This is a genomic window from Thalassotalea sp. LPB0316, from assembly GCF_014898095.1.
GTDB lineage: Bacteria > Pseudomonadota > Gammaproteobacteria > Enterobacterales > Alteromonadaceae > Thalassotalea_G.
In genome coordinates this window covers 1,736,799-1,761,039 of record NZ_CP062946.1, presented here as the reverse complement: position 1 = coordinate 1,761,039, position 24,241 = coordinate 1,736,799, and the positions used below count along the sequence as shown (strand labels likewise).

Below are 24,241 nucleotides of genomic sequence, written 5' to 3'. Positions count from 1 at the left end.
AATGAATAGCGTAAATCATAATATTCTCGACCAATTGTGGATTTCGTCAGTTAAAAAGCAAACGTGAAATTAATAGCGAGAGGTTTGCCGTTATAGAAATAAAAAAGCCCTTCCTATTTTTGGAAAGGCTTTTGTTTTATATTAGTTTTTTTAACTAAGTAAGGCTTACTCTGGCACTACTTTAGGTGTATTTTGAAAGTCACCACCTAATGCAAGATGTAAATCGATACGCTGCAGTAAACGCGCGTCTCTAATATTGAGTAAGTTGACTTTGGCGCCAATTAACTGACCTTGCTGCTGAATAACGGAAAGCAAATCAACTTTACCGACATTAAACTGAGTATTGGTAACACGCAATGCTTCTTTAGAGTCTGCAACCACTTGCATCAAGTACTCTTGTTGCTCACGCAATAGTGTTTCATTTGCTAAACCTTGTTCAACTTCACTAAATGCTTTAAGCGCGGTTAAACCGTAATTGGCCATGGCTTGTCGATACCCTGCAGATTCAATATCAACTTGAGCCTCTAGTGCACCACCAGTGAAGATTGGGGCAACGAAATTTGTCCCAATTGACCAAAAGTTGTTGCCCAACGAAATGATCTGAGTTAAATCATTTGAAACTGAACCAACCCCTGCAGTTAGTGATACTTTAGGTAATTTGGCCGCCTCAGCTTTCTGAATCTGATAAAACTGAGCAGCAGCAGCTCTTTCTGCAGCTCTAATATCTGGGCGACGCTCGAGCAGTTCAGATGGCAAACCCACAGGGATCGGCGGTAAACTCGCGCTAAGATCTTTTGCACCAGCCATTTCCGCAGCAGGGTAACGACCCAACATAATTTCCAATGCCCGAGAAGCTTGTAATAAAGCACTCTGTGCTTTGCGCACTGTCGCTTTACCTGACGCAACATTTGCACTAGCTAAGGAGACTTCGCGTTGAGTAACTTGCCCTTGTTTAAATTTAGCGGCAACGATGTCATAGGTTTTTTCGTAGAGCTCAACCGCTTCTTGTGCTAAGCCTTGCTGCATTTGCGCTTCGGTTAGCAAATAATAGATTTTCGCCGTTTGCGCAGCAATCGACTGATACGCCCACATCACTTGATATTGAGTAGCTTCAAAGGCAGCTTCTCCGGCTGCTTTTTGCGAGCGAATACGCCCCCATAAATCTAATTCCCACGACATCGATAACGCGATTGCGTCATTTTCTATTTGGTAACCACTGTTTGAAAACAGTTGATCATTGCCAAATTGACCACCAATACCTACTACAGGTTTTAACTCAGCGCCCGCTTGCACAGCGATAGCCGAAGCGGCATCAAGTTTGGCTACAGCAGCTTGCAAATTTAAGTTATTGCGAATAGCCTCTTCAACAATTGCTTCTAACTTGGGATCATTAAAGTTTTTCAACCAGCCGTCCTGGACTTCACCAATCGCGGCATTGGCAATTTCACTGTATTGACTCGCCGGCGCTTGATTGGTTTCAGGCATGACTTGCTTGTACATATCTTCCTTAACTGGCGGTTGATTAACCTCACAGCCAAGTAATGACATGGTCGCAAACACGGCCACAATATAGTTAAGTTTCATCAGCTACTCCGTTAACTTATGGTTTAACAAAGTTCATGATAGCATCCATACGGATCATCACCTTGCGGATGACATGTGCCATTTGCACGTTCTCGGTATATATAGCAGCCGTGCCCATTGAACCAGGTATTAACTCATTTTGAAAAGCTTCGTCGTCAAGTTTAATCTTAACAAAGAACGGGCCTGCTTGATTACTTTGTGGCGTAATATTCATCCCTGTATTAGCAAATTGACCTTGAGCTGTTGCTGGAATCATATGAACAACTTCACCTGCATAAACCTTGCCTGGATAAGCTTTGAAGGTAACTTCAACAATATTGCCGGGCTTAATATTACGGCTAAAGTTTTGCAATACTTGTGAGCCTAGAATAATCTCTGAGGTATCAGTAAACGACATCGCCATATAATTAGGTGCATTGACTACACGCTGACCCGGACGTAAGGCTAAGTTTGTTACTATGCCATCGGTTGGCGCTTTAACAACCGTTTCGTCTAAGTTCCATTGAGCGTTTTTGATCTGCGCTTCAAGGCCTTGAACTTGTGCTTGATAAGCTTGTAACTCATAAATTGAGCCCGCGTCTTGCTTGGCTAGCTCTTCAGATTGCTTTAAACGCGTCTTAGCTAGGGCAAGCTGTGCTTGTAAACCTTCAAGCGCCGCTTCGTACTGCGTCGGATCAATAGTAAACAGCGGTTGGCCTTTTTGAATTTCAACATTAGGTTCAACCAAAACTTCAGTTACTTGACCGGCAACGTTCGGCGTAATTGGTACAGTATAGGCTAGTGCTCTCACATCAGCTGCTGGTGCGCCCCATTGCAAAGGGATGAAAAACCCTAGGATCAAGAAGAACTCAAATGGAACCAGAAGCGCCCAAGTCTTTGATGAATTAGGTAGTACATTAATTTTAATTAAGACAAATAACAGTGCTATAAATATTATCGTACAAAAAACTAACATGCATCATCTCCTTGTTTTGCTTCCAACTGCTTTTGAAGTTGAGCAATCGATGCTTTGATATCTTCAATTTCCGAAGGGACATTAGTTGTTACTGGCTTGGTTTTTGCCCAAATAATCGCGATTACCCAAATCACTCCAAAAGAAAGTAACAACCCAAGCCAACCAGCAACATTGATCGCTTCAGCTTGTGGGTGATTATTATCTTTTGCAATCTTTCCAGGGATTTTACACAGTGCCACCACTATCGCTAAAGCTGCAACAATAATGGTGATAAACACAACCCAAGCAAAATAATCCAAACCAGTCATTTTATATCCTTACAGGCGTTTACACGCCTATTGCTTTTTCAGTTTCGTTATCGATTTCTTTTTCGATTTCTTTTTCGATTTCATTGCCTACTTGATTAGTGACAGCACCTAACATCACATACGACCAGCCTGCAAAAATCAAGCGAACACCAACTAAAATACCGATGGCAAAAGCACCTGACAATGGCCATTGGTACCATAGTAAACCACCAAGCAATAAGCTACTTAAACCGCTTGCTAATGTCCAACCCCAACCACTAATTGGTTTTAACTTAAAGCTCGTAACAACTGTTAAAATACCATCGATAAGTAAATAAGCAATAACGGCAATGGTAAACGCCCCTAAGCTTTCAGTTGGGTTTGCTAGCATGTAACTACCCAATGCAGTGATTAGTGCGCCACTAACAAACTGTAATGCACCTGCACCAAATGACTTTGCATTAAACACATAGGCAAGTGTTGTAATACCTGCAGCTAGAATAAGTACAGAAAGCATCGCAGTGGTTGCTAGGCCTGTCACAAAAGGGGCTATCAAACAAATAATGCCCAGTATTACAATACTAATACCAAACCCTGTTCCAAGTTGCCCTGAAGCTCTTACACTATCAGATAAAAATGCCATAATAAATTCTCCGTTAAATTACTTTTTCTTCAAAAGATCAATTGCTAAACCAAGCAATGGACCCATACCAGTTAAACTTCCCGAGCCAATATTTGAAATGCTCGACTTTACGTTTTTAATACTCTGACCAACTTCTTCAACTTCTTGGTTAACCTTATTAAAATCTTGAGTTAGCTCATCCATCGCCATATTTCGAATGTCTTCGATCATTTGATCTTGTGCACCCGGCTTAATTTGCTTAGCAATTAATAAAGGAATGGCAGCAATAACTAAGTTTAATAGCGCTAACCAAAACGCTGATGAGGAATACACCTCTTGCTCAGTGAATTTAAAAAAGAGACCTATGTTAAAGAAGACAACACCAATCAATAGCGCACCAATTGAAATTGCGCTTAATAGCACCGTGTTAACACGACGGTTGCTCTCAGACTTCAGTAGCATCATTTCAGAGCGAAATAATATTTTTACTTTCATAAGTAGTTCGTTCATATCTATCTCCTAACTAGCGCAAGTAGCGCCCCATTAAAATCCCTAAAGAAAACACAGCTAGTGTGGTTACCGTTGGCAAGTCTTTGATCTCTTTCGCTAATAGCGCTTTTAACTCTTCAAGTTGTGCCTGATCTGAAGTAACTTGCTGCTCGGCTTTTTCACTATCGTCTGTAACCTTGTGTTCTTCGGTTGGTGATTCAACGGCGTCTTGTGCCATAGCTTGAACAGGTGGCTCGGCTTCATCAGCTATTGGAGCATCTTGCACAAGCGACTGCTCAACAGCTTGTTTCGTAGCCTTGAGTTCAGCCACTTCTTCGCGTAGTTTCTCTAACTCACTTAATGATGCATCTTTTGTCATGCTATAAGCCTCCGGGGTTATTTACTTGTCTGCCTTTAGTTGCTCAACTTGCTCTCGTAAACGCGATAACGATTCACTCACGCCTGCTTGAAGAGGTTGCCAAGTATCTGAAGCCGCTTCACTAACACGATCAAGTTCAACGCGCGCTGATTTAATCTCGTTGTTAAGTGTTTCAAAGGCTGGATCTAGTTCCTTCGCTGATAATTTGTCAGCTAGCTGAGTTTGAATACTCATTACTGTTAAATTTAAACTTGCGATATCCATTTGAGTTTGTTGTACAAGCTGTGACAAACCGCGTACGTGTTGCTCTAGCGAATCAAGTCTAAGATCTTGTTTCTCGTCATGTCCGAATAAAGCCATGGTTATTTTCCTTCATTTGTTACCTACCTGCACGGTCGGTTAATCTGTAAAACATATTAAATAAATCAACAAATTATCAATTTATTCACATTTCATTAAAGCTGAGTAAAGTTTAAATTAATGGCCAATTAAAAATAGGACTGTTGTGTTTAATATTGTGTAAATATGTAATTCCAATGAAGCGTTGTTTTAGTGAGGTTAAAAACGGTAAAAACGTGTTTTATAAGTCGATTGTTTTAGGTTAGCGGTGCCACTCACGCACTGGACCTATTTAACGAAACACGATGAATTGTTGAAAAGTTTTTAGTCTTTGCCTTGGTGATCCTGCTATCACAGGCCTAGTCATTTACAAATTAAAGCATTACCTGCTAATCTACATATTGAAAATAAAGAGATTTTTCTAAGATGATAATGGCAATGTTAACAGTAACTTGTCAGCCGATACGTGTTGTCACCTGCCATACAACAAGATCAATTTAACGGTAGGAAGCGATAATTGACGTTTTATTGTCGATTAAAGAGTCAAATTAAAGCGGCATTTAAGCTAACAACAGTTAAATACTGCTACAAAAATACGATGGTCGGCGTTCCACGATAACTTTAAAAACTTCCGTTGCATAAGGCGGTGCAAGCATGAATAAGCAGGTATTTTTATTTACGTTATTATTGAGCATTTTATTAGGGGGATGCAGTACAACGTCGACATGTGAAGATGATGCCTCTAGTAAACAGTGTGTAGTTGAACCAAGTGTCAGCGCACCTGAAATAGACGATCTATATTACGTTCGTACCATTTTTTCTCAAAGTAAGCTAAAAAAGAGCGGCATTGATCCAATCAAGCTTGCGCTAGATTCAAAAACACCAGTCAACAGTGCACAAGCTAAAATTTTAGGCCTGACAACCGAAGATAGTATTCGCTCAATCGCCACTAAAATTTGGATGATAGAAAATGCCGAACACACCATCGATGCAACCTACTACATATTCGCAAGAGATCTTATTGGCAATGCTATGTTAGGTGCTTTTTGTAATGCGGTTAAACGCGGTGTTGATGTTCGCTTAATGGTTGATTCGATTGGCTCATACGGGATTAATCATGGCGAATTAAAAGCGCTTAAAAATTGTGAACAGTCAGCGGGTTATATGAAGAATAGCAATGGCGAGTTAACTACCCGTAAAGCAAGAGTTCAGATTGTCATTTTCAACGCACTATCTAAAGTTTTCGTCAATGTTAACCGTCGCTCGCATGACAAGATGTTGGTTGTTGATGCCGCGTTTCCTGACAAGGCTATGGTTATAACAGGTGGACGTAATGTATCACTTGATTACTATGGCATAACAACTGACGGAAAAGTTAACAAAGACACGTTTAAAGACCTCGAAATACTACTTAAAACTGGCGATTACAAACCGAGCGACTTGAGTTCTTTGGGCGCGGTATCTCAAGCATACATGAGCATTTTGTACTTAAATCGTGGCAATAAGCAAATAACCTCAGTACTGCCTTACTACGCTGAGCAAATAAAAGCACAAAACGCCTTGAGCAAACTAAAGGGCTTTGAGCTGTTTGATAAGTACTATCAAACAATGCCTGAATTTATCAAGCAAGATTTTAAACCAGCACAAGTCAGACTTGCTCATGAACTCGGCAATTTAGAATCAACAGATGTTGTAGAAAATCGCGTTGAGAACCTCAATTCAAATCCCAATTCAATTGTCGCATTACTTAAGCGCAACGATAAAGAAAGTGAGCAAGTTAAACACCTCAAAATAGTGTCGCCGTATCTATTTCTCGCTGAATATAAAACGCCAACCGGTAAAGTGATTATGGATGAGCGAGAAGATTTATACCGCTGGCTTGACGAAGATCCCGAGCGAACCATTGAAATTATTACAAACTCGGTATTAACCAGTGATAATTTCTTTACTCAAGCAATGATTGACCAAGATATGGCGCCGCGATTATTAATGACACCTGACATGGTAAAAGTTTGGCAAGATGACTGGAACAAAGGTGAATTTAATGCTGATTTTATTAACAGCCAAGCATACCTAGATGCAATCAGTAATCCCAGGATAAAGATTTACCAAATTGGCAAGCTTGATTCTGATATTTTAGGCGGTGAAAGTGTTTACGGAAAACTCCATGCTAAATTTATGTTTTCTGATAGTATTGGTTTTATCGGCACAACCAACCTAGATTATCGCTCTCGTTTATACAATAACGAAATGGGCTTTTTCTTTGCTGGTGATGAGTTAAGAGCCGATCTTGTCAGTGCGTTTGATCAATTGAAGGCGAATGCTTACCTCTGGGGAACACCACAATGGCTAGAGATGCGAAAGCAATTAATCGATGTTGGTGGTTTAAAGGGACGAAGCACGAAACGTCAACGTAAAATCTACACAGATCTAATACGCACAGGCTTAAAATGGCAGTTCTAATACCACTCAAAATAACTCAACCCCATGGGTAGCTTATTGATTTAAGACAGTGGGCTACCCTTACACGTTACACTTTCATTCATTTAAGTAACACTTATCTTAAGATTATCGCTTCCAGATAACATATCCTTTACGCATCTTTTAGCTTTACATGCAAAATTTTACTTAAATAAAATAGCATTTGAAGGAGTAATCATGCTTAAACAGCTATCTACATTAGCCCTGATTTCTACCGTTTTAGCTTTACCGGCACAAGCTCAAGCAAATAAAACAGACTCTGACTGGGAGTTTACAGGTGAACTTTATGTTCAAGGGACATCAATTTCAGGCGATGCTGGTGTTGGCCGAGCGAATGACTTACCTGTTGACGTCAAGTTCGATGATATTTTAGATAAGCTTGATAACGCTTTAATGGTGCACTTTGAAGCGTATAACAAAGCAACACAATGGGGTTTCATTCTTGACTACGCTTACATGGATTTACGCGACAAAACTGAAACACCGATTCTGGGTCGTGTTGCGTCTGTTCGCACTCGCCAAGGTGTTTTAGAAGGGCTTGCTTTTAAACGCCAAGAGTTTGATAACCACACCATTGATTACTTTGGTGGTATCCGTTGGTGGGATAACGATATCTCAGCCCGTTTGCACTTAGACAATCTACCGAGTGACCCAAGCGTTAAGCACAAGGAAGACTGGGTTGATGCCGTTATTGGTGCTAGATACTGGTATAGCTTTGCTCCTGATTGGCGCTTCCACGCCCGAGCTGATATTGGTGGTTTAGGTCTACAAAGTGATTTTACATCGACCTTATACACAGGCTTTGAATGGCAAGCTACTGACGCTGTCCACGTAAACTTTGGTTACAAAGCGACATGGGTTGATTATGAAAATAGCTCAACAATTTCGGAACCGGGTTACTTTCAGTATGATACCGTAACAAAAGGCCCTACAATTGGCGTTGCCTATAAGTTCTAATCACCTAATAGTTTTAGTACTTTCTCCCGAGCGAGCTAATCGTTATTAGCTCGTTTTCACCTATTTCAGTCGCCACTTCCCCGCAAATATTCATTGCCTATAGCACTGTTAAGCATTGCTTCGCTAAACACTCAAAACTTACTTAAACTCTCGTGACTGTGATGCTAAATTAGCCAGCTTATCGGTTAGATCGGTTAACTGGCCAGCAATGACGTGAACCACCTCCCCTTCTCGCTCTAAAATCCCTTTAACCATCAGTATCTTCGCCGACATAAACGGTGTTTTTTGTGCTCTTGCTGTTCCTGCCCAAACAACAACATTGATATTACCAGTATCGTCTTCAAGCGTAACAAAGGTCACCCCCGATGCGGTTCCCGGTGATTGCTTACCTGTAACAACACCAATAACAGTAACAAAGGACTTATGCGACAGTGAAGTTAGTGCTTGCATACGACTAAACCTAGGTAACTGGTTTGCACAGTCTAATAAACTAATAGGATGTTGATTTAAGGTTAAGCCCGTTGCCGCATAGTCTTCAATTAATGTGTCGTAGTCTGAAGGCGCAAATAAATATTGCTGTTTAGGCTCGTTCACTTGGGGTAAATTGGCAAACAGGGGTAACTCACTTTCATTAGTCATTAATGCCCACCGACTTTGATAGCGGTTACCGGTTAATACTTTCAGCACATCGGCACTGGCCAACAACTGCATATCTCGGGCATTGATATTGAGTTGCTGTAACTGGCCAATGCTTGAGTAACCTTGTTGAGGGCGATGCGCTATTAAGGTTTTAATGCCTTGCTCAGATAAGCCTTTTACTAATCGAAAGCCGAGTCTAAGTGCTTTAGTTGTTTGAATATCTTCAAGGATATGATCGTGGTGTGAATGATTAAGGCAAATGGGTAACACTTCAATACCGTGGCGTTTCGCATCTTGAATAAGTTGCGAAGCACTGTAAAAACCCATAGGTAAACTATTGAGTAGCGATGTATAAAATGCGACGGGATAATAATATTTCAACCAAGCAGATACATACGCTAGTACGGCAAACGATGCCGAGTGACTTTCGGGAAAACCATATTCACCAAAGCCACAAATTTGTTGAAAAATACGCTCGGCAAAATCGATTGTATAACCGCGTGCTAGCATTCCTTGGGTTAATTTGGTTTTAAACTTTATCAGCTCGCCGTTTTTCTTCCAGGTCGCCATTGCACGCCGTAGTTGATCGGCCTCGCCACCTGTAAAGCCGGCAGCCACCATGGCAAGCTTGATCACCTGCTCCTGAAAAATTGGCACGCCTAACGTACGTTCAAGTACCGACTTAACTTCCTCAGATGGGTAATCAATGCTTTCCTCGCCATTACGCCTTTTCAAAAAAGGGTGAACCATATCTCCTTGAATTGGGCCAGGTCTCACAATCGCTATTTGGATCACTAAATCGTAATATGTCTTAGGCTTTAAGCGCGGTAACATACTCATTTGCGCGCGCGATTCAATTTGAAAAACCCCAACAGTATCTGCTTGTTGGATCATTTGATATACCGCTTGATCATCAGGCATCGCAGTGATCTGAGCAATAGAGAGTTGCCGTTGATAATGTTGCTCAACTAAGGCAAAACATTTGCGAATGGCACTTAGCATACCAAGGGCTAGTATATCGATTTTGAGTAAGCCTAAAGACTCTAGATCGTCTTTATCCCACTGGATCACCGTTCGTTCAGCCATTGCTGCATTTTCAACGGGGACTAATTCATATAAAGGGCCTGATGAAATAACAAAGCCACCAACATGCTGCGATAAATGGCGTGGGAACCCTAAAATATCATGGACTAAGGTAATGAAATGTTGACCTTGCTTAGACTCAGGATCTAGTCCTAGCTCGACAATTTGGCTTTGCCAATTTAATGTTTTATCACGCCGATTTATATTTTTGATAAAGAAAGCGAGTTGAGTTTCTTCAATACCCAATGCTTTACCCACTTCCCTTATCGCACTTTTTAATCGATAGCGGATGACGGTAGCGGCAAGTGCTGTGCGTTCACGGCCATATTTTTGGTAGATATATTGAATGACTTCTTCGCGTCGTTCATGCTCAAAATCAACATCAATATCAGGGGGCTCATCGCGTTCCTTACTAATAAAGCGCTCAAATAACACTGAAATTTGCCGAGGGTCAACGGAGGTGATTTCCAAGCAATAGCAAACAATAGAGTTTGCCGCAGAGCCTCGACCTTGAAATAAAATCCCTTGGCTTTTAGCAAACATCACAACATCGTGAATGGTCAAAAAATAATAGGGGTAATTTAACGCTTCAATGAGCGATAGTTCTTTTTCTATTGTTGCTTGAATAGACGGCTTAACACCTTCGGGAAAACGCTTTTTAATACCTTTAGCAACTAAAGCTTTTAAATAGCCCATAGCTGTTTGCCCCTTCGGTACTAGTTCAGATGGATATTCGTACTTCAATTCATCCAAATTAAACTGACAACACTGAGCAATCCTCACCGTTTCTTTTAACCATGTAGCATTAAACAACCTATTAAGCTTACCAATTGAGCGGAGTGAACGCTCACTATTAGCAAGTAATTCACAGCCTAATTTAGCCACTGGCCGACCTTGAGCAATTGCCGTTAACGTATGTTGTAATGGGAGCCGAGTTGCGTTGTGCATCAATACGCCGCCACAAGCACACATCGCTATTTCAAAGCGTTTAGCTAATATCAAACAATGCTGTAAATAATCATCATCACAAGCGAGTAAATGACGCTGATAACCAAGCCATAAACGATTGCTGTGATATTGTCTAAGCCATTCGCCCCAATCGTGATCTTTTTTATGACCTTGAGGTAACCAAAGTACGAAACAGTGTTTAATACTCATTAAATCCCACTCGGCTAATTGATACTGACCTTTTGCACTGCGTCGCCTAGCATTGGTAATAATACGGCACAATTCACCATAAGCATGACGAGATGGACACAACAGCACCACTTGTAATTCATCAGTTAGCCAAAACATACTACCGACAATCAGTTTAATACCGAGTTGGTGTTCTTTAATCGCGCTGTGAGCTCTTACTACGCCAGCAACCGAGCATTCATCGGTAATTGCTAATGCTTGATAACCCAAGAACTCGGCTTGATGGATCAACTCTTCAGGATGCGAAGCGCCGGTCAAAAAAGAGAAATTACTTTGGCAAAATAATTCTGCGTAGCTCATCAGCCAAACTCAACTAAATAAGCCATGAACAAACCAGTGCTGCTCTGGTGTCCGAAAAACCCAAAGCCACCGACCACTTTCCGTACGGGCAATAAAATAATCTCTGATCACTTCGTTATCGTCCCACCAACCAGCAGCAATACGCGATGGCCCATGCTCAATAACGACTTTTTCTTGTAAAGGCAGTGGCGTTGGTAGAATAAAGCCGGGTTGAACACCTACTGATTGAGGCTCAATTGGCCGATTTGTTTGTAATGGCTGACAGGGCTTGGTGGCATACTCTGGCCGATGATCATAAATCGCTTTAACCCCCTGAACTTGATTGTTACCCAGTTTTGCTTGCAGCATAGCGATGAGTTCGTTAGCTGATAACTCGCCTTGCCGACCAACAAATAAATCATTTTTTTCAACCACACTATGGATCAGGTGCTTAGCTTGAACCGTAATACCAACAACTGGGGCTTGTAGTGTTAGTGATTCAAACCTTAACAAGGTTAAGGTTAGCCATTTATCCGCTTTATATTCACCCTGCCCTGCTGCCACAGTAAGGCTTTGGTCGGCTTTATCGCGTAGATGCAAGGTAACAATAAGCTCTCTTGCGTGCTTATTGCGCATACGCAGAAAAGTTTCAAGTAAGCTATACACTTTCGATAACGGCTTTTTAAGCCAATCGAGGTTACTCATTTCATAGAGTAATTCAAGATAATGCAGGAACTGCTCAGGTGGGTGATAATATTCAACCGGGTGCTTTAATTGTCCTGTTAATTTACCGATATAAGTGACGATATCTAGACCAAATCGCTTACCAATATCAGCTAGCGCTAAACGCTGTAGATCAGCAATTGTTTGTATGCCAACTCGCCGTAAGTTAATGACCGTTTTACTCGGTAAATCAGTCGCTTCAAGGCTATAGCTGCCTATACTCTGAGCTAGCTGTTGCTTATCGTCTAGGATGTTATTTTCATGCGCTCGTGCCAATAAACGAGCACCATAAACAGAATAAGCACTAGCGTAATAATAACGAACACCTAGCTTATTTAAATGCTCCTGAACCGCTTGCCAATAGGTTGTTAGATTCGGATATAAACTCAACATATCGCTCACTTTTATCAACAAGCCATCAGGCTCGAACAAGCTAATATCAGCCGTCACTAAATACAGCCAGTTCGCTATTTGCTTTAACTTATCTCGCTCATATTGCTCTTGATATGGGTGGACCTGTAATTGATGACACAGAGTCGCCGCAACACCTAATCCCATGCCTAACTTAATACCAGAGCGTACTGCCAGCACATTACATTGAACAACCGTACTCGCTTTACTATCAACAATCGCTACCGGTAACGTTTCATCGCCAAATAAGCTATCAAGCTGTAGCGCAGGAAAATGTAAATAAAGCCACAGTGACATACACGTTAACCCACCTTCGTATGAGGAAAGACAATAACGTTATCGGCAAGCTGTGTTTTCGTAAGCTTGGGCCACTTTGCCCGCATACTAAGAGAAAAAAGCGCGCTCGGCCACGCAAACTTTTGTTTGTTTACTCGAACATTTAAGCCGTTATCAGCAGCAGTTAAACTAATGCTTAAGTCAACCGGTAACGACAGGCTTTCACAGCGTTGCCGGCGCATCATAAATTGTCGGCATTGCCCTTTTTCACTTGCCAGCTTTAAGCGCTTTACTTGATGAATCGCTAAGCTTTCATATGCCCACATGACCACACTATAACAAGCGCCACTCTTCAAACACTGCTCTGCTGACCACAGTGCACTGGTTTGATCTTCAGGGTAAATGACAATCACTTTATTAAGATCTATGCCTTGGTTTAATAAAAAGTGCCCATTAACTCCACCAGGTGGCGCTATAAATACTAATAACCGGTTACTTTGATCGGTTAATGTAGGTAAGAGTAAACGCAATTCACCTATAGCAATGTCTGATAAAACCTCAATAATCCCTGATTCAGGAAAGCCGCCATTGAGCTGTTTATCGAGCTCACTATGGCCTGTTGAATGACAACCGCGCTTGCTTTGTTTGGCATTGCCTTGCCAAATCAATTGTTTATTTTGTAGTGTTTCTATTAAATGTTGCATGATAAAATACCTGTATACACGTACAGTATATATACAGGTGTTTTATCATGCAAGGATCGTTGAGGATCTAACGACGTGTTAGTCGCTATGGCTATGAAGTAATAAGAAAATAAGATTTAAAAAGTGGCGACTTAAAAACGGCGTTTGCTCATGAATAAGAGATAATGAAAACAAAAAACCGACTAAGAAGTCGGCTTTTTCATATAACTACAAGTTAGAACGGCATTTTAAAACCAGGTGGCATTTGCATACCGCCCGTTAACGCGCCCATCTTCTCTTTATTGGCTTCTTCAACACGGCGAACAGCGTCGTTAAAGGCTGCAGCGACTAGATCTTCAACCATGTCTTTATCGTCTTCCATCAGGCTTTCATCAATTTCTACACGACGAACGCTGTGACTACCTGTCATCGTGACTTTAACCATACCGGCACCAGCTTCACCAGTGACTTCCATGTTAGCAATTTCTTCCTGTGCCTTTTGCATCTTCGCTTGCATTTGCTGGGCTTGCTTCATTAAATTGCCCATTCCGCCTTTCATCATTTTCTTTCTCCAAAATAGCGACACAGCATCGCTGTGTTTAAAAATTGATTGCTCAACTAGCGCGGTTGAATTGACGCTTCATCCAATTGAGCTTGAAATTCTGTAGTTAAGCGTTGTACGACTTCATCACTTTTAATGATTTCAATTGCGTAGTCTAATCGCTTTTCATTAATATCCGTTTGTATATTAAACGGCGCAGTTTGTGTTTGTTCTATTACTTCTATATGAACAGTCACTGGCTTTTTCAAGTACTGAGAGATAAAACTTTGCAACTGCTCATGAGCCGACTCGCTCTGTAAATGCTTGGTGTTTTGATCGAGCAATAAATGTAAATTATCATCGTCTGACTTATCAGAGATAACTGCGTTGATTGCCAACTGCCTGATACGCCCATTTAAGCCCATCGCATCAATCATAAAAGCCCATTTATCAACTTGATTAGCTTTTTTAATGGTTGCGGGGTCAATAATTTCTGGCGAATAAGGCTGCTCAGGTAACGCTGATTCATCAGGTAAATCAGTACTCGCATTTAATGCAGGGATTGGTTGACGCTCATTGGCGTCATCAAGCTTTTTTTCAGGCTTATCTAACCCCTTCTTACGACTGCGTAGCATATTACGGGTCGCAAGGATCTCGCTAGTGACCGCTGATAAATTAGTATCAGGTGCTGTACTTTGAGCTGATACTGATAGCTCCGAAGGCTCTTGGTTTTGCGCTTTATTTGGTTCAAAACTTTGTTCGGCGTGATCAGTAAATTCGCTTGGTGTGACTAGAGCGCTCTCCAATGGTGCGGGCTCATCGCTTTGTATTTGTAGCGCAGGATCTTCTGCAACGGCAGTTTGCTCAACTTGGCTATCAAAGCCTTGTTGCGCTGCCTGTTGTAGTATTTCAGCTTGTTCAGAATTTAATGTAGCGACTTTTTCTGTTACATCTGAATTAGCAACCGACGACTCGGTTACAGGTTGTTCACTGTTTACTTGTTCAACACTTTTCTGATCAAAAGCAGCCTGCTCGACAATTGGCTGTTCAGCTGTTGCTTGAGGTACAGGGCTATTAGGTTTGGCTACCTGAGTTGCTAGCATGTTTAATGATGCTATATCAGCTTGACTATCAATAGGTTGGGCTTGAGGCTGAGCCGTTGGCCGGGCCATTGGTTGAAACGCTAACATGCGCAACAACACCATATCAAAACCAGCTTGCTCATCTAAGCTTAATGATAGGTCTTTACGGCCTTGTAAAGCTATTTGATAAAACAGCTGAACATCTTCCGCACTCATCAATTGACAGAGTTTCTCGAACAATACACCTTGTTCGTCAGTATAATCAAAATGATTACCAACGACTTGCGCTAGTGCTATTTGATGCAGTAACTGAATAAGCTGGACCAGCACTTGGCTGTAGTTTGGGGCATAGGTCGCTATTTCTTGAGATAACGCCATTAATGCCTGTCCATCTTGTTTGATCAAACAAGTTAAAATATTAAACGCCCATTGATGATCGACACCACCAAGCATCGCTTGAACATTGTCAAAGCTTATTGCGCCACGCCCCTGAGCAATAGCCTGATCGGTTAAACTCAAACAGTCGCGCATACTGCCACGCGCAGCTTTAGCTAAAGCCGTTAGTGCCATTGGCTCTACAGGAACATTCTCCGCGTCTAATACTGTCGCTAACTGTTGTTTTATTTGTTCAACGGTTAGCGCTTTTAAATGAAATTGCAAACAACGCGATAACACGGTGATTGGCAGTTTTTGGGGATCCGTTGTCGCTAAAATAAATTTTACGTGCTCAGGTGGCTCTTCTAGCGTTTTCAATAAGGCGTTGAAACTGTTTCGAGAAAGCATGTGTACTTCATCGATTAAATAAACCTTAAAGCGTCCGCGAGAAGGCGCATACTGTACGTTATCGAGAATCTCCCGGGTGTCGTCTACTTTGGTTTTCGAGGCTGCGTCAATTTCTAATAAATCAATATAGCGGCCACTATCGATGTCGAGACAGGTATCACATTGACCACAAGGATTCGCCGAGATACCTTGCTCACAGTTCAAGCTTTTAGCGAAAATTCGAGCTATGGTTGTTTTACCTACACCACGTGTGCCAGTAAACAAGTAAGCGTGATGTAATCGCTCTTGCTCAAGCGCATTGTAAAGTACACTTACAACATGCTCTTGACCCATTAACTGTGAAAAGTCTTTAGGTCGCCATTTTCTCGCTAAAACTTGATAACTCATTAAATGCTACTCACCTTCGTATTGAAGAATAGAATAAACATTTAAACCTAATTGAGAAAGTTTTTCTTCACCACCAAGTTCAGGTAATGAAATAACAAAAGCTGCAGAATCAGCTGTAGCACCAACTTGGCGAATTAACTTCGTTGTCGCTTCAATTGTGCCACCCGTTGCTAGTAAGTCGTCAATAATTAGCACTTTGTCATCAGCAGATAAGGCGTCTTGATGAATCTCTAAGGTATCTTGGCCATACTCTAAATCGTAAGTTTGAGCAAACGTTGCACGCGGCAACTTACCGGGTTTACGAACAGGAACAAAGCCAATCCCCATTTCAATAGCTAGGGGCGCACCAAACAAAAAGCCACGAGCTTCGGTACCGACAATTTTGGTAAAACCTTGATCAGAAAATTTTTCTTTAAGCAATTCAATGGTTGTTTTGAAGGCCTCAGCATTTTCTAAAATACCGGTAATGTCGCGAAACATCACGCCTTCGATAGGATAGTTTTCTATTGTGTGGATAGCTTGCTTGATTACTGCAATTTTTTTGTCAGTCATGGGTTCGATTGTCAAAATTTCAAAACCCGTAGAATAATGGATTTTGCGCTATTTTTATAGCACTTTAACGGCTGTATTTAACGATAAAATCTCTTTAACACGCATTTCAAGATGCTCAAGATCGAGTGGTTTGGCAAAAATATCGGTAACGAGCTTGAGTTCTGGTAGCTGACCCACCGCTTTGATATCTTGCGTTGTCATAAAGATAACAGGTTTAGGCGAGGGATTATGAGAAAAATAATTTTCGACGAACTTTAAACCATTCATGATCGGCATTAAATGATCACAAATAATCAGTTCAACACTGTGGTGATGGAGTAGCTCTGTCGCTGCTAAACCATTATTGGCAGAAATTACATTGATGTGATGAGCGCTTAACAAGCGCTCTATCATGTCGATGATGGGCTTTTTATCATCGATAACTAATACATTTAGCATAAAAATGTGATTAAGCTAAAAACGTGTACCAACCCATAAGCATAGGTAACAATGGCATAGAAACTAATGCTACGATTGCTAAAGCTAGGTGACGTTTTGAACTTTGTTCTGTGAAATTTTCGTTGTGCGACATTGTACTACTTCCTTACTGCAAATTCAGGCGCGCATTCTATCGCAATGTTCATTAGATGAACAGTTTTTTGATCTAGATCAATTAAACTTTTTCATTTTGTCATCAAAAAAAGTGGCATAAGCCACTTTTTTTAACTCATAAAATCAAGCTAACTATTGGCCGCATTTACCTTCGCCACATTTACCTTTAGCTTTTTTCTTTGACTCGCCGCATTTGCCTTCACCGCACTTGCCTTTAGCTTTAGCTTCGCCACACTTGCCTTCACCACACTTTCCTTTGGCCATAGATTTGGCTTTGGCTTCACCGCATTTACCTTCGCCGCACTTACCTTCACCACATTTGCCCTTAGCCATTGCTTTAGCTTTGGCTTCGCCACACTTTCCTTCACCACATTTACCTTCGCCACATTTACCTTTAGCTAAGGCTTTACCTTTTGACTCGCCGCACTTTCCTTCACCACACTTGCCTTTAGCTTTACCCTTAGACTCGCCACATTTGCCTTCACCACACTTACCATTGGCATGACCATCAGGCGCAGTAACTTGGACCAAACTTTGATCAGCAAAAGGATTAGACTCAGCTTTAGCTGGCGTAGTAAATAACATAGCAATTGCTAACGACGACAAGACAACACTTACCAACGATTTCTTCGAAATACTCATTGAAATTTCCTTAATGAACTTATTAGGTTTTACCTATTTTAATAATAGTCTTTAAATTGACCTTAGTATCTATGATAAAATTTCAATCTCAATCAAAAATTTATCTACAGCTACTTTTAAATTTACTGCTAACTTAATGATACTGCAAGAAAACCCTATCATTCTCGCCCCTATGGAAGGTGTTATTGATGCCTTCATGCGAGAGTTATTAACTGAAATCAATGACTACGATCATTGTGTAACAGAATTTGTCCGTGTAGTTAAAGGCCTTATTCCCAAACACATGTACAAGCGAATATGCCCTGAACTATTAACTGATGGTAAAACAGCAAGCGGTACGCCGGTAAGAGTCCAGCTATTAGGGCAGCATCCACAATGGCTTGCTGAAAATGCAGTACGCGCTATCGAACTCGGTTCACCAGGTATTGATTTAAACTTTGGCTGTCCAGCACCAACGGTTAATAAGAGCAAAGGCGGCGCTATGCTGCTAAAGACACCTGAAACTATTTACCAAATTATTGCGACATGTCGCGAAGCTGTACCTGATGATTTGCCTGTCAGTGCAAAAATTAGGTTAGGCTGGGAAGATACTAGTCAATTTGAGGAAATTATTGATGCTGTTGCTTCGGCCAATGCCAGTAGCTTGGCGATTCATGCGCGAACAAAAAAACAAGGCTATAAAGCACCTGCTCACTGGCACTATATACGCCAAGCAAGTCAACGCCTTGCTATCCCAGTTATAGCCAACGGTGAGATTTGGCAGCGCAGTGATGCATTGAGTTGCATGACTGCGTCTAACACATCGAGTTTGATGCTTGGTCGAGGCGCATTGGCAACGCCTAATCTCGCCAATGTTATCAAATATAATGAGCCGCCGTTATCAAACAAAGCGTTAGTCGAATTTATCATCAATTTTTGCCATAACGTACCCCAAGGTGTTAAAACGCATTATTTATCGAGCAGGCTAAAGCAGTGGCTCAAATATGTTCGTCTACAATACCCTATCGCCCAACAACTTTTTGACGAATTAAAATACCTACACGATACCAATGATATTTTGAGGTGTTTAGACAGATATCTAGACATTGCAGACAACTAGTATTGACTATATTTCGGGCATAAAAAAACCAGCCAATGGCTGGTTTTTTGATATTTCAATTTAGTGTTTTACTAAATTTTTACACCTTTGCGGGTAGCAGTATCCTTAATGAAGCTCTCCCAGCTTTTCGCTGATTTACGCGTCTTAGAATCTTGCATTGCTAACTTAATCGCTTTGTAGGCATTTTTGTAGTCTTCGAGGTAGAAGTGAGACTCAGCAATGCTCATTTGAACACGACCTTTGTCTGATACACCTAACTCTAACGCTTTGTTTAAAGCTACAATCGCATTTTTAAACTGTTCGTCTTGCTTTAACAACATACCTTGCTTGCGGTAGTGCTTCGCATCGTTAGTCATTTGTAAATCTTAGCCGCATCATCAATGTCTTGAGCTGCATGGTAAGCGTTAGCCAGGGCGATAAGATTTTTATCGTCACGAGTAACTAAACCCGAATTCATATGCTTTTCTAACAGCTTTGCCGCTTTGTAGGGCACACCGTTAGATTGGAATAAATTCGCTAGCGTCTTAATTTGAGCTTCTTTTTCTAAGAAACCTTTTTTGTAAGCTAAATCTAACGTGTAAAGTGCTTTCGCGTAGTCTTCTACTAATAAGTAGAACATACCTAGCTGTGTCCACCACTGCTTGTTTTCAGGGAAAATCTGAATCACAGTTTCAAGTACATCAACTGCTTCTGGGTACATTTTGCGTTCGTAGAATGACGTCACTTTCAAAACGTATGGGTTTTGGTTGTGCTTGTCACCGTATGCCGCAATCGCTTTATCAGCAGGCATGATAACTTTATCAAGTTGCTTTAACGAGTAATGAGCATTAGCAATTTTTGTCCAAACATCAGCATCTTCTTCAGCAGTAAATTCCATCCAAGCATAATAATGCGAAATCGCACCTTTATAATCTTGAATAGACATTTGTAAATCGCCGATCGTTTTTAACGTTTGTGCTTGGTCAGCCCAGTTAAGTACGTCAGGCTCAGCTGCTTTCTTAAGGTAATCAATTGATTCTTTCTCATGATCACCTTTTGATGCGTACATCATACCTAAAAAGCGGTTAACATAAGCGACATCATAAGGCTTCTTAGCACTTATCTCATTCAAGATAGCTATCGAGCCATCGATGTCATCTGCTGAGTACAACTCAAACGCCTTCTGGATTTTTTTACCGATATTAGGACCAACTAAGTTAGTTGGACGCTTTTTTTTCTGCTCTGCCACTTCAGCGGCAGTTGCTGCTGTTGCGTCAGAGATCATCGGTAATTGTATAGCGACAACTGATGCCGCTAATACTAAAGAGGTTGATAACTTCTTAAACATTATTGACCTCCATCCATTTTAAAGTCTAATTGAACTGTTAAACCAAATTGTTTTTGAGGCTTACCATCAACAACTTTTGGCTTGTACTTCCACTTGCGTAGTGCGCGTTTCGCTTCTTTATCGAAAATACGCTTGGGCTCTGCTTCGATAACTTCTACGTCTTCTACACCGCCAATCTCGTTGATTGTGAACGATAGACGTACCCAACCTTCTTTACCGTCACGAGCTGCTTGTACTGGGTACTTAGGCTCGATACGAACGATTGGTGTTGCATCACCGTCACGGGCAAAACCTGCACCTGGTGCTGCCATACCAGTATCGGCACCGCCAAGATTAACTGCTGGCATTTCAAATGACATACCGGCGTTGTTAGTACTTGACTCTGGCTCCGGCGCTTGTGGCTTAGGTGGAGCTTTAGGCGGCGGCGGCGGTGGCGGCGGAACCCTTTGACGAGTTTGCGCATCCGACTTCGGTGGCGTACTGTTAACTTCAACAACAATGTTTTCTTGAACTTCTTCTTCAGCACGATCACCCGATTGCACTAAGAAAGCCATGAATGAAAATAAGCCAAAAGTAATTGCTGCGCCAAATATAATTGATACTAAAAAGCGAACCATAATTACCCCTTAGCTGCTGCAATTGAAATCTGGTCAACACCAGCTGCTTTAATTGCATCCATTACTTTAACAACATTGCTATGAGTAGCTTCTTTATCGGCTTGGATGAAAATAACATCTGTTGGTTGTTCAGCTAATAACTTTTCAAGTTTCGCCGTCACACGTTCGATATCAATTTTTTTCTTATCCAACCAAACTTCACCATTGCCATTTACCGCGATAAAAACGTTAGCATTTTTATGCTTTGTTTGGTTTACAGCCGTTGGTTTGTTTACTTCGATACCTGCCTCTTTCACGAAAGAGGTGGTAACGATGAAGAAGATAAGCATGATAAACACGATGTCTAGCATCGGTGTCATATCAATCGCTGCTTCTTCCTCTTCACGAATACGTTTACGTGCCATTCCAATCTCTCTCTAGTGGTGAGGTAAGCTATCAATTAATTTAGCTTTCGCTAAGTTAACTTTTGCATCTAATCTTGAGCTAAAGAACACGCCAGATAACGCTGCAACCATACCCGCCATTGTCGGGATTGTTGCCATAGAGATACCTGCGGCCATTAGACGTGGATTACCAGTACCTTGCTGAGCCATAACTTCGAAAACGCCAATCATGCCCGTCACTGTACCTAGTAGACCGATTAGTGGGCACATTGCCACTAACGTTTTAATCGTAATCATACGACTCTCAAGTTCTTCTGTCGCTTCGGAGATCCATTTATCTCTGATTCGATGTGCATACCAAGAAGTAGTATCTGTACGTGCATCCCAACGCTTGATGATTTCATCGCGCTTTTTAGGATATACAGAGGCTAAATACCAGTACTTCTCGATCATTAAGATCCACATCAAAAAGAGTGCAAAGGCGACGATGTAAAGTACATTACCGCCCTGCGCAATAAAGCCCCTGACAGAATCTAATAACTCTATCAGGAAAAGCATTATTTAGACTCCTTCTCTGCGATTGAAGCAATTAAACCAGCAGATTGTTCGTCTAACTTGTGTAATACCGACTTGCTCTTACCCGCTACGATTGAGTGAACTAAGATTAGAGGAAGTGCCGCAATTAGACCTAGTGCAGTAGTAACAAGTGCTAATGAGATGTTACCCGCCATGATTTTAGGGTCACCAGTACCGAATAACGTAATTGTTTGGAACGTCATGATCATACCGATAACTGTACCTAATAGACCCATAAGAGGAGCGATAGCCGCAAACATCTTGATTAAGTTGATACCACGGTCAACGCGAGGCGTTTCACGCAAGATAGCTTCATCAAGTTTAAGTTCTAATGTCTCAGCATCAACACCTTTGTTTTCTTGGTAAACTTTCAATAAACGACCAAGTGGGTTGTTGTCATTAGGCGTATCTAAGTTCTTCTCTTGAGCTTTGATCTTCGAAGTCATTGAACCAAGAACAATCATACGCTCTAAAGCAATTAATAGGCCGATAACTAATAGTACCGTAATACCGTAACCAACGATGTCACCTTGGTGGTAGAATTCCATAAGCGTACGCTTACGAGTTTCTAGTGCTAAGATTGCGCCACGTGAAGGGTCAAGATATACGCCTGCGTAACCTGAGTTTGTGTTGAAAAACTTAGAAGCAGTTGCAGAAATGTAACCTGCAGGTTGCTTAGCTAATGGTTGGATTTGACCAACTTCATCGTTATAGTTTAAGAAACCATTGGCTGAAACAATGTTGAAGTTACCAATACGCGTTACTTCTTCAGTTGTTTTAGTACCGTCTAACTGAACAACTTCAGCAGTGAACTTAGCCACTTTACCTGATTCAGTCATTTCAGTTTGTAATGCAAACCATAATTCTTCTAAGTCTTCTAACGCTGGAATTTCTTTAGCGTTTGCGATGCGATCTAATGTTTCACCGCGACCTGGGAATTGTGCACTAACGATTGAAGTTGTGATTTGACCGTAAGCGTCAGCTGCAGCTGCACGGCTCACACCGAACATTTCACCTAATGTGCCTTGTGCGTTGTCTAATTCAACTTCTTTTTGCGCTAACGTAATTTCGTTAGCAGCGTATTCTTTAGTTAAACGAGTGTTGCGAGCTTGCTCGTTTGCTAAACGCGTTTTTGCTTTCTTTAATAACGCTTGCTTGTCAGCACGCGCAGATAAGAATTCTGCTTCGCGTTGTTTGTCTAGCTTAGCTTCAGAGATGCGGTCCGCTTTAACTTGCTTTAATAAATCGTCAAGTTCGTTTGCTTGTGAAACAGCGGTGAAACCTGCTGACAAAGATGCAGCAAGTAATACGAAATTCATTACTTTTTTCATTATTGTGCTCCTGCTGCGTAAACTGGTAACTTAGTTAAGTCCATAGGTAACTGTTGACGAGCCATACGAATAGTATCAGTGATACCTTTGTTGTACTCTTCACCTAAAGCTTCCCAAGAACGCGACTGGTTATTCCAAACCCAAGAGTTTTTGTAGTCTAAAGACTGTGCGATTAATGCAACGCGACCCATGTGAACAAAGTCAGCAGTAATCGTTTTGTCGCCTAAATCTAACTCAGCTTGGTAAGCATCGAAGATAGTGCCGTATGCAGCTTCAATTTCGTAAGCTTCTAAAACTAAACGAAACTGCTCTGATGTTGTTACGTTTGAATCTGACATTACGTCACGTAAACCTGCAATGCGCTCTTTGCGTGGTTCAAGGTTTACTGGAACATCCAATTCAACGAATTTCTCTAATGTATCAATCATTTTGTACATTAAAGGAACAACGCCTTGTTTGATTTTATCGATACCAGCGATTTGACGCTCTAAAGAGGCAATGTTTGCATTTTGATCGTCAACCATGCGCTGTACGTGGTCGTTATAACCTTCTAATACGTCTGCTTGGTCTACAACGTTACGGTACTCAGCAAGTAATTCTTGCGTCTGTTCGTAAATGCCGTTGATTTTGTTTTGAGATTTAGCTGAAGATTTTACAATTTGTTCTTCTGCTTTTTGAAGATCTTTAAGAGCATCTGCAGCAGCAAAGTTGCTTACTGTAAGTGCTAACGCGCCAGCTATCGTTGAAGCGATAAGGCTTTTTTTACTTAATTTGGACATAGTTCCCAACCAATTGTTATTTAGTTTTGATAACAAATATTTTGTTAATGCAAATAGAATAATCTGCCTTAAGTTTTAGTTTCTCTAGAATAAAACCACGCAATAGTCCCAAACGACACGCAAAGTGTCAATATGAGATATTAAAAGATAGCCTAATTTACTAAAAA

26 protein-coding genes are annotated in these 24,241 nt (G+C 41.2%); 3 read left to right on the top strand and 23 right to left on the bottom strand.

Annotation, left to right across the window (positions count from 1 at the left end; genetic code table 11):
* Positions 1-165: 165 nt before the first annotated feature.
* From LP316_RS07820 to LP316_RS07790, 7 genes are read right to left on the bottom strand one after another with little or no spacing between them, the layout of a single operon-like run.
* The gene (locus LP316_RS07820) at positions 166-1,584 is read right to left on the bottom strand and encodes an efflux transporter outer membrane subunit (RefSeq protein ID WP_193023755.1); all 1,419 of its coding nucleotides are present in this window, start codon (positions 1,582-1,584) and stop codon (positions 166-168) included.
* Between the two features lie 16 nt (positions 1,585-1,600).
* Entirely contained in the window at positions 1,601-2,539 is a 939-nt protein-coding gene (locus LP316_RS07815) for an HlyD family secretion protein (protein ID WP_193023754.1), read from the bottom strand.
* Positions 2,533-2,847 carry a DUF3302 domain-containing protein gene (locus tag LP316_RS07810; protein WP_193023753.1) on the bottom strand — a complete coding sequence of 105 codons (315 nt, stop codon included), beginning with the start codon at positions 2,845-2,847 and terminating at the stop codon, positions 2,533-2,535. The genes LP316_RS07815 and LP316_RS07810 overlap by 7 nt, the downstream gene beginning before the upstream one ends.
* Positions 2,848-2,866: 19 nt before the next feature.
* A complete protein-coding gene (locus LP316_RS07805) occupies positions 2,867-3,469 on the bottom strand; it encodes an HdeD family acid-resistance protein (RefSeq protein WP_193023752.1) in 603 nt (200 codons plus the stop codon).
* Positions 3,470-3,487: 18 nt separating this feature from the next.
* Complete coding sequence (locus LP316_RS07800) at positions 3,488-3,958, bottom strand: hypothetical protein (protein WP_193023751.1); 471 nt, start codon at positions 3,956-3,958, stop codon at positions 3,488-3,490.
* A 13-nt stretch (positions 3,959-3,971) separates the two neighbouring features.
* Entirely contained in the window at positions 3,972-4,316 is a 345-nt protein-coding gene (locus LP316_RS07795; RefSeq protein ID WP_193023750.1) for a hypothetical protein, read from the bottom strand.
* A 21-nt stretch (positions 4,317-4,337) separates the two neighbouring features.
* Positions 4,338-4,676, bottom strand: a complete 339-nt coding sequence (locus LP316_RS07790; protein WP_193023749.1) for a hypothetical protein — start codon at positions 4,674-4,676, stop codon at positions 4,338-4,340.
* A gap of 633 nt (positions 4,677-5,309) precedes the next feature.
* Between LP316_RS07790 and LP316_RS07785 the strand changes: the two genes are divergently transcribed.
* Both LP316_RS07785 and LP316_RS07780 read left to right on the top strand, forming a co-directional pair.
* The gene (locus LP316_RS07785) at positions 5,310-7,118 is read left to right on the top strand and encodes a phospholipase D-like domain-containing protein (protein ID WP_193023748.1); all 1,809 of its coding nucleotides are present in this window, start codon (positions 5,310-5,312) and stop codon (positions 7,116-7,118) included.
* A 195-nt stretch (positions 7,119-7,313) separates the two neighbouring features.
* Complete coding sequence (locus tag LP316_RS07780; protein WP_193023747.1) at positions 7,314-8,093, top strand: hypothetical protein; 780 nt, start codon at positions 7,314-7,316, stop codon at positions 8,091-8,093.
* A 138-nt stretch (positions 8,094-8,231) separates the two neighbouring features.
* On the opposite strand, the gene LP316_RS07775 is transcribed toward LP316_RS07780, so the two are convergent.
* The 9 genes from LP316_RS07775 to LP316_RS07740 form a co-directional block, all read right to left on the bottom strand.
* Entirely contained in the window at positions 8,232-11,312 is a 3,081-nt protein-coding gene (locus LP316_RS07775; RefSeq protein WP_193023746.1) for an error-prone DNA polymerase, read from the bottom strand.
* Between the two features lie 9 nt (positions 11,313-11,321).
* Positions 11,322-12,722 (bottom strand): Y-family DNA polymerase, encoded by a 1,401-nt coding sequence (locus tag LP316_RS07770; protein ID WP_193023745.1) that lies wholly within the window; start codon positions 12,720-12,722, stop codon positions 11,322-11,324.
* A gap of 5 nt (positions 12,723-12,727) precedes the next feature.
* Positions 12,728-13,405 carry a translesion DNA synthesis-associated protein ImuA gene (gene imuA, locus LP316_RS07765; RefSeq protein WP_193023744.1) on the bottom strand — a complete coding sequence of 226 codons (678 nt, stop codon included), beginning with the start codon at positions 13,403-13,405 and terminating at the stop codon, positions 12,728-12,730.
* A 214-nt stretch (positions 13,406-13,619) separates the two neighbouring features.
* Positions 13,620-13,946 carry a YbaB/EbfC family nucleoid-associated protein gene (locus tag LP316_RS07760; RefSeq protein ID WP_193023743.1) on the bottom strand — a complete coding sequence of 109 codons (327 nt, stop codon included), beginning with the start codon at positions 13,944-13,946 and terminating at the stop codon, positions 13,620-13,622.
* Positions 13,947-14,002: 56 nt separating this feature from the next.
* Complete coding sequence (gene dnaX, locus LP316_RS07755) at positions 14,003-16,177, bottom strand: DNA polymerase III subunit gamma/tau (protein WP_193023742.1); 2,175 nt, start codon at positions 16,175-16,177, stop codon at positions 14,003-14,005.
* A 6-nt stretch (positions 16,178-16,183) separates the two neighbouring features.
* Positions 16,184-16,729: an adenine phosphoribosyltransferase gene (gene apt / locus LP316_RS07750; protein ID WP_193023741.1), complete on the bottom strand. Its 546-nt coding sequence runs from the start codon at positions 16,727-16,729 to the stop codon at positions 16,184-16,186.
* A 54-nt stretch (positions 16,730-16,783) separates the two neighbouring features.
* On the bottom strand, positions 16,784-17,167 hold the full coding sequence (locus tag LP316_RS07745) for a two-component system response regulator (protein WP_193023740.1): 384 nt from the start codon (positions 17,165-17,167) through the stop codon (positions 16,784-16,786).
* A 10-nt stretch (positions 17,168-17,177) separates the two neighbouring features.
* The gene (locus tag LP316_RS16075; protein ID WP_264298969.1) at positions 17,178-17,300 is read right to left on the bottom strand and encodes a hypothetical protein; all 123 of its coding nucleotides are present in this window, start codon (positions 17,298-17,300) and stop codon (positions 17,178-17,180) included.
* Between the two features lie 152 nt (positions 17,301-17,452).
* Entirely contained in the window at positions 17,453-17,962 is a 510-nt protein-coding gene (locus tag LP316_RS07740; RefSeq protein WP_193023739.1) for a hypothetical protein, read from the bottom strand.
* Between the two features lie 136 nt (positions 17,963-18,098).
* Between LP316_RS07740 and LP316_RS07735 the strand changes: the two genes are divergently transcribed.
* The gene (locus tag LP316_RS07735; protein WP_193023738.1) at positions 18,099-19,061 is read left to right on the top strand and encodes a tRNA-dihydrouridine synthase; all 963 of its coding nucleotides are present in this window, start codon (positions 18,099-18,101) and stop codon (positions 19,059-19,061) included.
* A 71-nt stretch (positions 19,062-19,132) separates the two neighbouring features.
* On the opposite strand, the gene LP316_RS16015 is transcribed toward LP316_RS07735, so the two are convergent.
* From LP316_RS16015 to LP316_RS07705, 7 genes are read right to left on the bottom strand one after another with little or no spacing between them, the layout of a single operon-like run.
* Positions 19,133-19,417, bottom strand: a complete 285-nt coding sequence (locus LP316_RS16015; protein WP_226960829.1) for a hypothetical protein — start codon at positions 19,415-19,417, stop codon at positions 19,133-19,135.
* Positions 19,414-20,388, bottom strand: a complete 975-nt coding sequence (locus LP316_RS07730; protein ID WP_226960828.1) for a tetratricopeptide repeat protein — start codon at positions 20,386-20,388, stop codon at positions 19,414-19,416. The genes LP316_RS16015 and LP316_RS07730 overlap by 4 nt, the downstream gene beginning before the upstream one ends.
* On the bottom strand, positions 20,388-21,005 hold the full coding sequence (locus tag LP316_RS07725) for an energy transducer TonB (protein ID WP_193023737.1): 618 nt from the start codon (positions 21,003-21,005) through the stop codon (positions 20,388-20,390). Before LP316_RS07725 ends, LP316_RS07730 begins: the two co-directional genes overlap by 1 nt.
* Positions 21,006-21,007: 2 nt before the next feature.
* Complete coding sequence (locus LP316_RS07720; protein WP_193023736.1) at positions 21,008-21,409, bottom strand: ExbD/TolR family protein; 402 nt, start codon at positions 21,407-21,409, stop codon at positions 21,008-21,010.
* Between the two features lie 12 nt (positions 21,410-21,421).
* Positions 21,422-21,946, bottom strand: coding sequence for a MotA/TolQ/ExbB proton channel family protein (locus LP316_RS07715; protein WP_193023735.1), 525 nt, complete (start codon positions 21,944-21,946; stop codon positions 21,422-21,424).
* Entirely contained in the window at positions 21,946-23,295 is a 1,350-nt protein-coding gene (locus LP316_RS07710; RefSeq protein ID WP_193023734.1) for a MotA/TolQ/ExbB proton channel family protein, read from the bottom strand. Before LP316_RS07710 ends, LP316_RS07715 begins: the two co-directional genes overlap by 1 nt.
* Positions 23,295-24,074: a DUF3450 domain-containing protein gene (locus tag LP316_RS07705; RefSeq protein WP_193023733.1), complete on the bottom strand. Its 780-nt coding sequence runs from the start codon at positions 24,072-24,074 to the stop codon at positions 23,295-23,297. The genes LP316_RS07710 and LP316_RS07705 overlap by 1 nt, the downstream gene beginning before the upstream one ends.
* Between the last annotated feature and the right edge of the window lie 167 nt (positions 24,075-24,241).

What these genes read in the sequence shown, in the direction of transcription:
- LP316_RS16015 (WP_226960829.1), bottom strand. Translation starts at nt 19,417, where the DNA reads ATGACTAACGATGCGAAGCACTACCGCAAGCAAGGTATGTTGTTAAAG.
- LP316_RS07705 (WP_193023733.1), bottom strand. Translation starts at nt 24,074, where the DNA reads ATGTCCAAATTAAGTAAAAAAAGCCTTATCGCTTCAACGATAGCTGGC.
- LP316_RS07725 (WP_193023737.1), bottom strand. Translation starts at nt 21,005, where the DNA reads ATGGTTCGCTTTTTAGTATCAATTATATTTGGCGCAGCAATTACTTTT.
- LP316_RS16075 (WP_264298969.1), bottom strand. Translation starts at nt 17,300, where the DNA reads ATGTCGCACAACGAAAATTTCACAGAACAAAGTTCAAAACGTCACCTA.
- LP316_RS07710 (WP_193023734.1), bottom strand. Translation starts at nt 23,295, where the DNA reads ATGAAAAAAGTAATGAATTTCGTATTACTTGCTGCATCTTTGTCAGCA.
- LP316_RS07715 (WP_193023735.1), bottom strand. Translation starts at nt 21,946, where the DNA reads ATGCTTTTCCTGATAGAGTTATTAGATTCTGTCAGGGGCTTTATTGCG.
- LP316_RS07770 (WP_193023745.1), bottom strand. Translation starts at nt 12,722, where the DNA reads ATGTCACTGTGGCTTTATTTACATTTTCCTGCGCTACAGCTTGATAGC.
- LP316_RS07780 (WP_193023747.1), top strand. Translation starts at nt 7,314, where the DNA reads ATGCTTAAACAGCTATCTACATTAGCCCTGATTTCTACCGTTTTAGCT.
- LP316_RS07795 (WP_193023750.1), bottom strand. Translation starts at nt 4,316, where the DNA reads ATGACAAAAGATGCATCATTAAGTGAGTTAGAGAAACTACGCGAAGAA.
- LP316_RS07800 (WP_193023751.1), bottom strand. Translation starts at nt 3,958, where the DNA reads ATGAACGAACTACTTATGAAAGTAAAAATATTATTTCGCTCTGAAATG.
- LP316_RS07745 (WP_193023740.1), bottom strand. Translation starts at nt 17,167, where the DNA reads ATGCTAAATGTATTAGTTATCGATGATAAAAAGCCCATCATCGACATG.
- imuA (WP_193023744.1), bottom strand. Translation starts at nt 13,405, where the DNA reads ATGCAACATTTAATAGAAACACTACAAAATAAACAATTGATTTGGCAA.
- LP316_RS07805 (WP_193023752.1), bottom strand. Translation starts at nt 3,469, where the DNA reads ATGGCATTTTTATCTGATAGTGTAAGAGCTTCAGGGCAACTTGGAACA.
- apt (WP_193023741.1), bottom strand. Translation starts at nt 16,729, where the DNA reads ATGACTGACAAAAAAATTGCAGTAATCAAGCAAGCTATCCACACAATA.
- LP316_RS07720 (WP_193023736.1), bottom strand. Translation starts at nt 21,409, where the DNA reads ATGGCACGTAAACGTATTCGTGAAGAGGAAGAAGCAGCGATTGATATG.
- LP316_RS07730 (WP_226960828.1), bottom strand. Translation starts at nt 20,388, where the DNA reads ATGTTTAAGAAGTTATCAACCTCTTTAGTATTAGCGGCATCAGTTGTC.
- LP316_RS07820 (WP_193023755.1), bottom strand. Translation starts at nt 1,584, where the DNA reads ATGAAACTTAACTATATTGTGGCCGTGTTTGCGACCATGTCATTACTT.
- LP316_RS07785 (WP_193023748.1), top strand. Translation starts at nt 5,310, where the DNA reads ATGAATAAGCAGGTATTTTTATTTACGTTATTATTGAGCATTTTATTA.
- LP316_RS07735 (WP_193023738.1), top strand. Translation starts at nt 18,099, where the DNA reads ATGATACTGCAAGAAAACCCTATCATTCTCGCCCCTATGGAAGGTGTT.
- LP316_RS07740 (WP_193023739.1), bottom strand. Translation starts at nt 17,962, where the DNA reads ATGAGTATTTCGAAGAAATCGTTGGTAAGTGTTGTCTTGTCGTCGTTA.
- LP316_RS07760 (WP_193023743.1), bottom strand. Translation starts at nt 13,946, where the DNA reads ATGATGAAAGGCGGAATGGGCAATTTAATGAAGCAAGCCCAGCAAATG.
- dnaX (WP_193023742.1), bottom strand. Translation starts at nt 16,177, where the DNA reads ATGAGTTATCAAGTTTTAGCGAGAAAATGGCGACCTAAAGACTTTTCA.
- LP316_RS07810 (WP_193023753.1), bottom strand. Translation starts at nt 2,847, where the DNA reads ATGACTGGTTTGGATTATTTTGCTTGGGTTGTGTTTATCACCATTATT.
- LP316_RS07775 (WP_193023746.1), bottom strand. Translation starts at nt 11,312, where the DNA reads ATGAGCTACGCAGAATTATTTTGCCAAAGTAATTTCTCTTTTTTGACC.
- LP316_RS07815 (WP_193023754.1), bottom strand. Translation starts at nt 2,539, where the DNA reads ATGTTAGTTTTTTGTACGATAATATTTATAGCACTGTTATTTGTCTTA.
- LP316_RS07790 (WP_193023749.1), bottom strand. Translation starts at nt 4,676, where the DNA reads ATGGCTTTATTCGGACATGACGAGAAACAAGATCTTAGACTTGATTCG.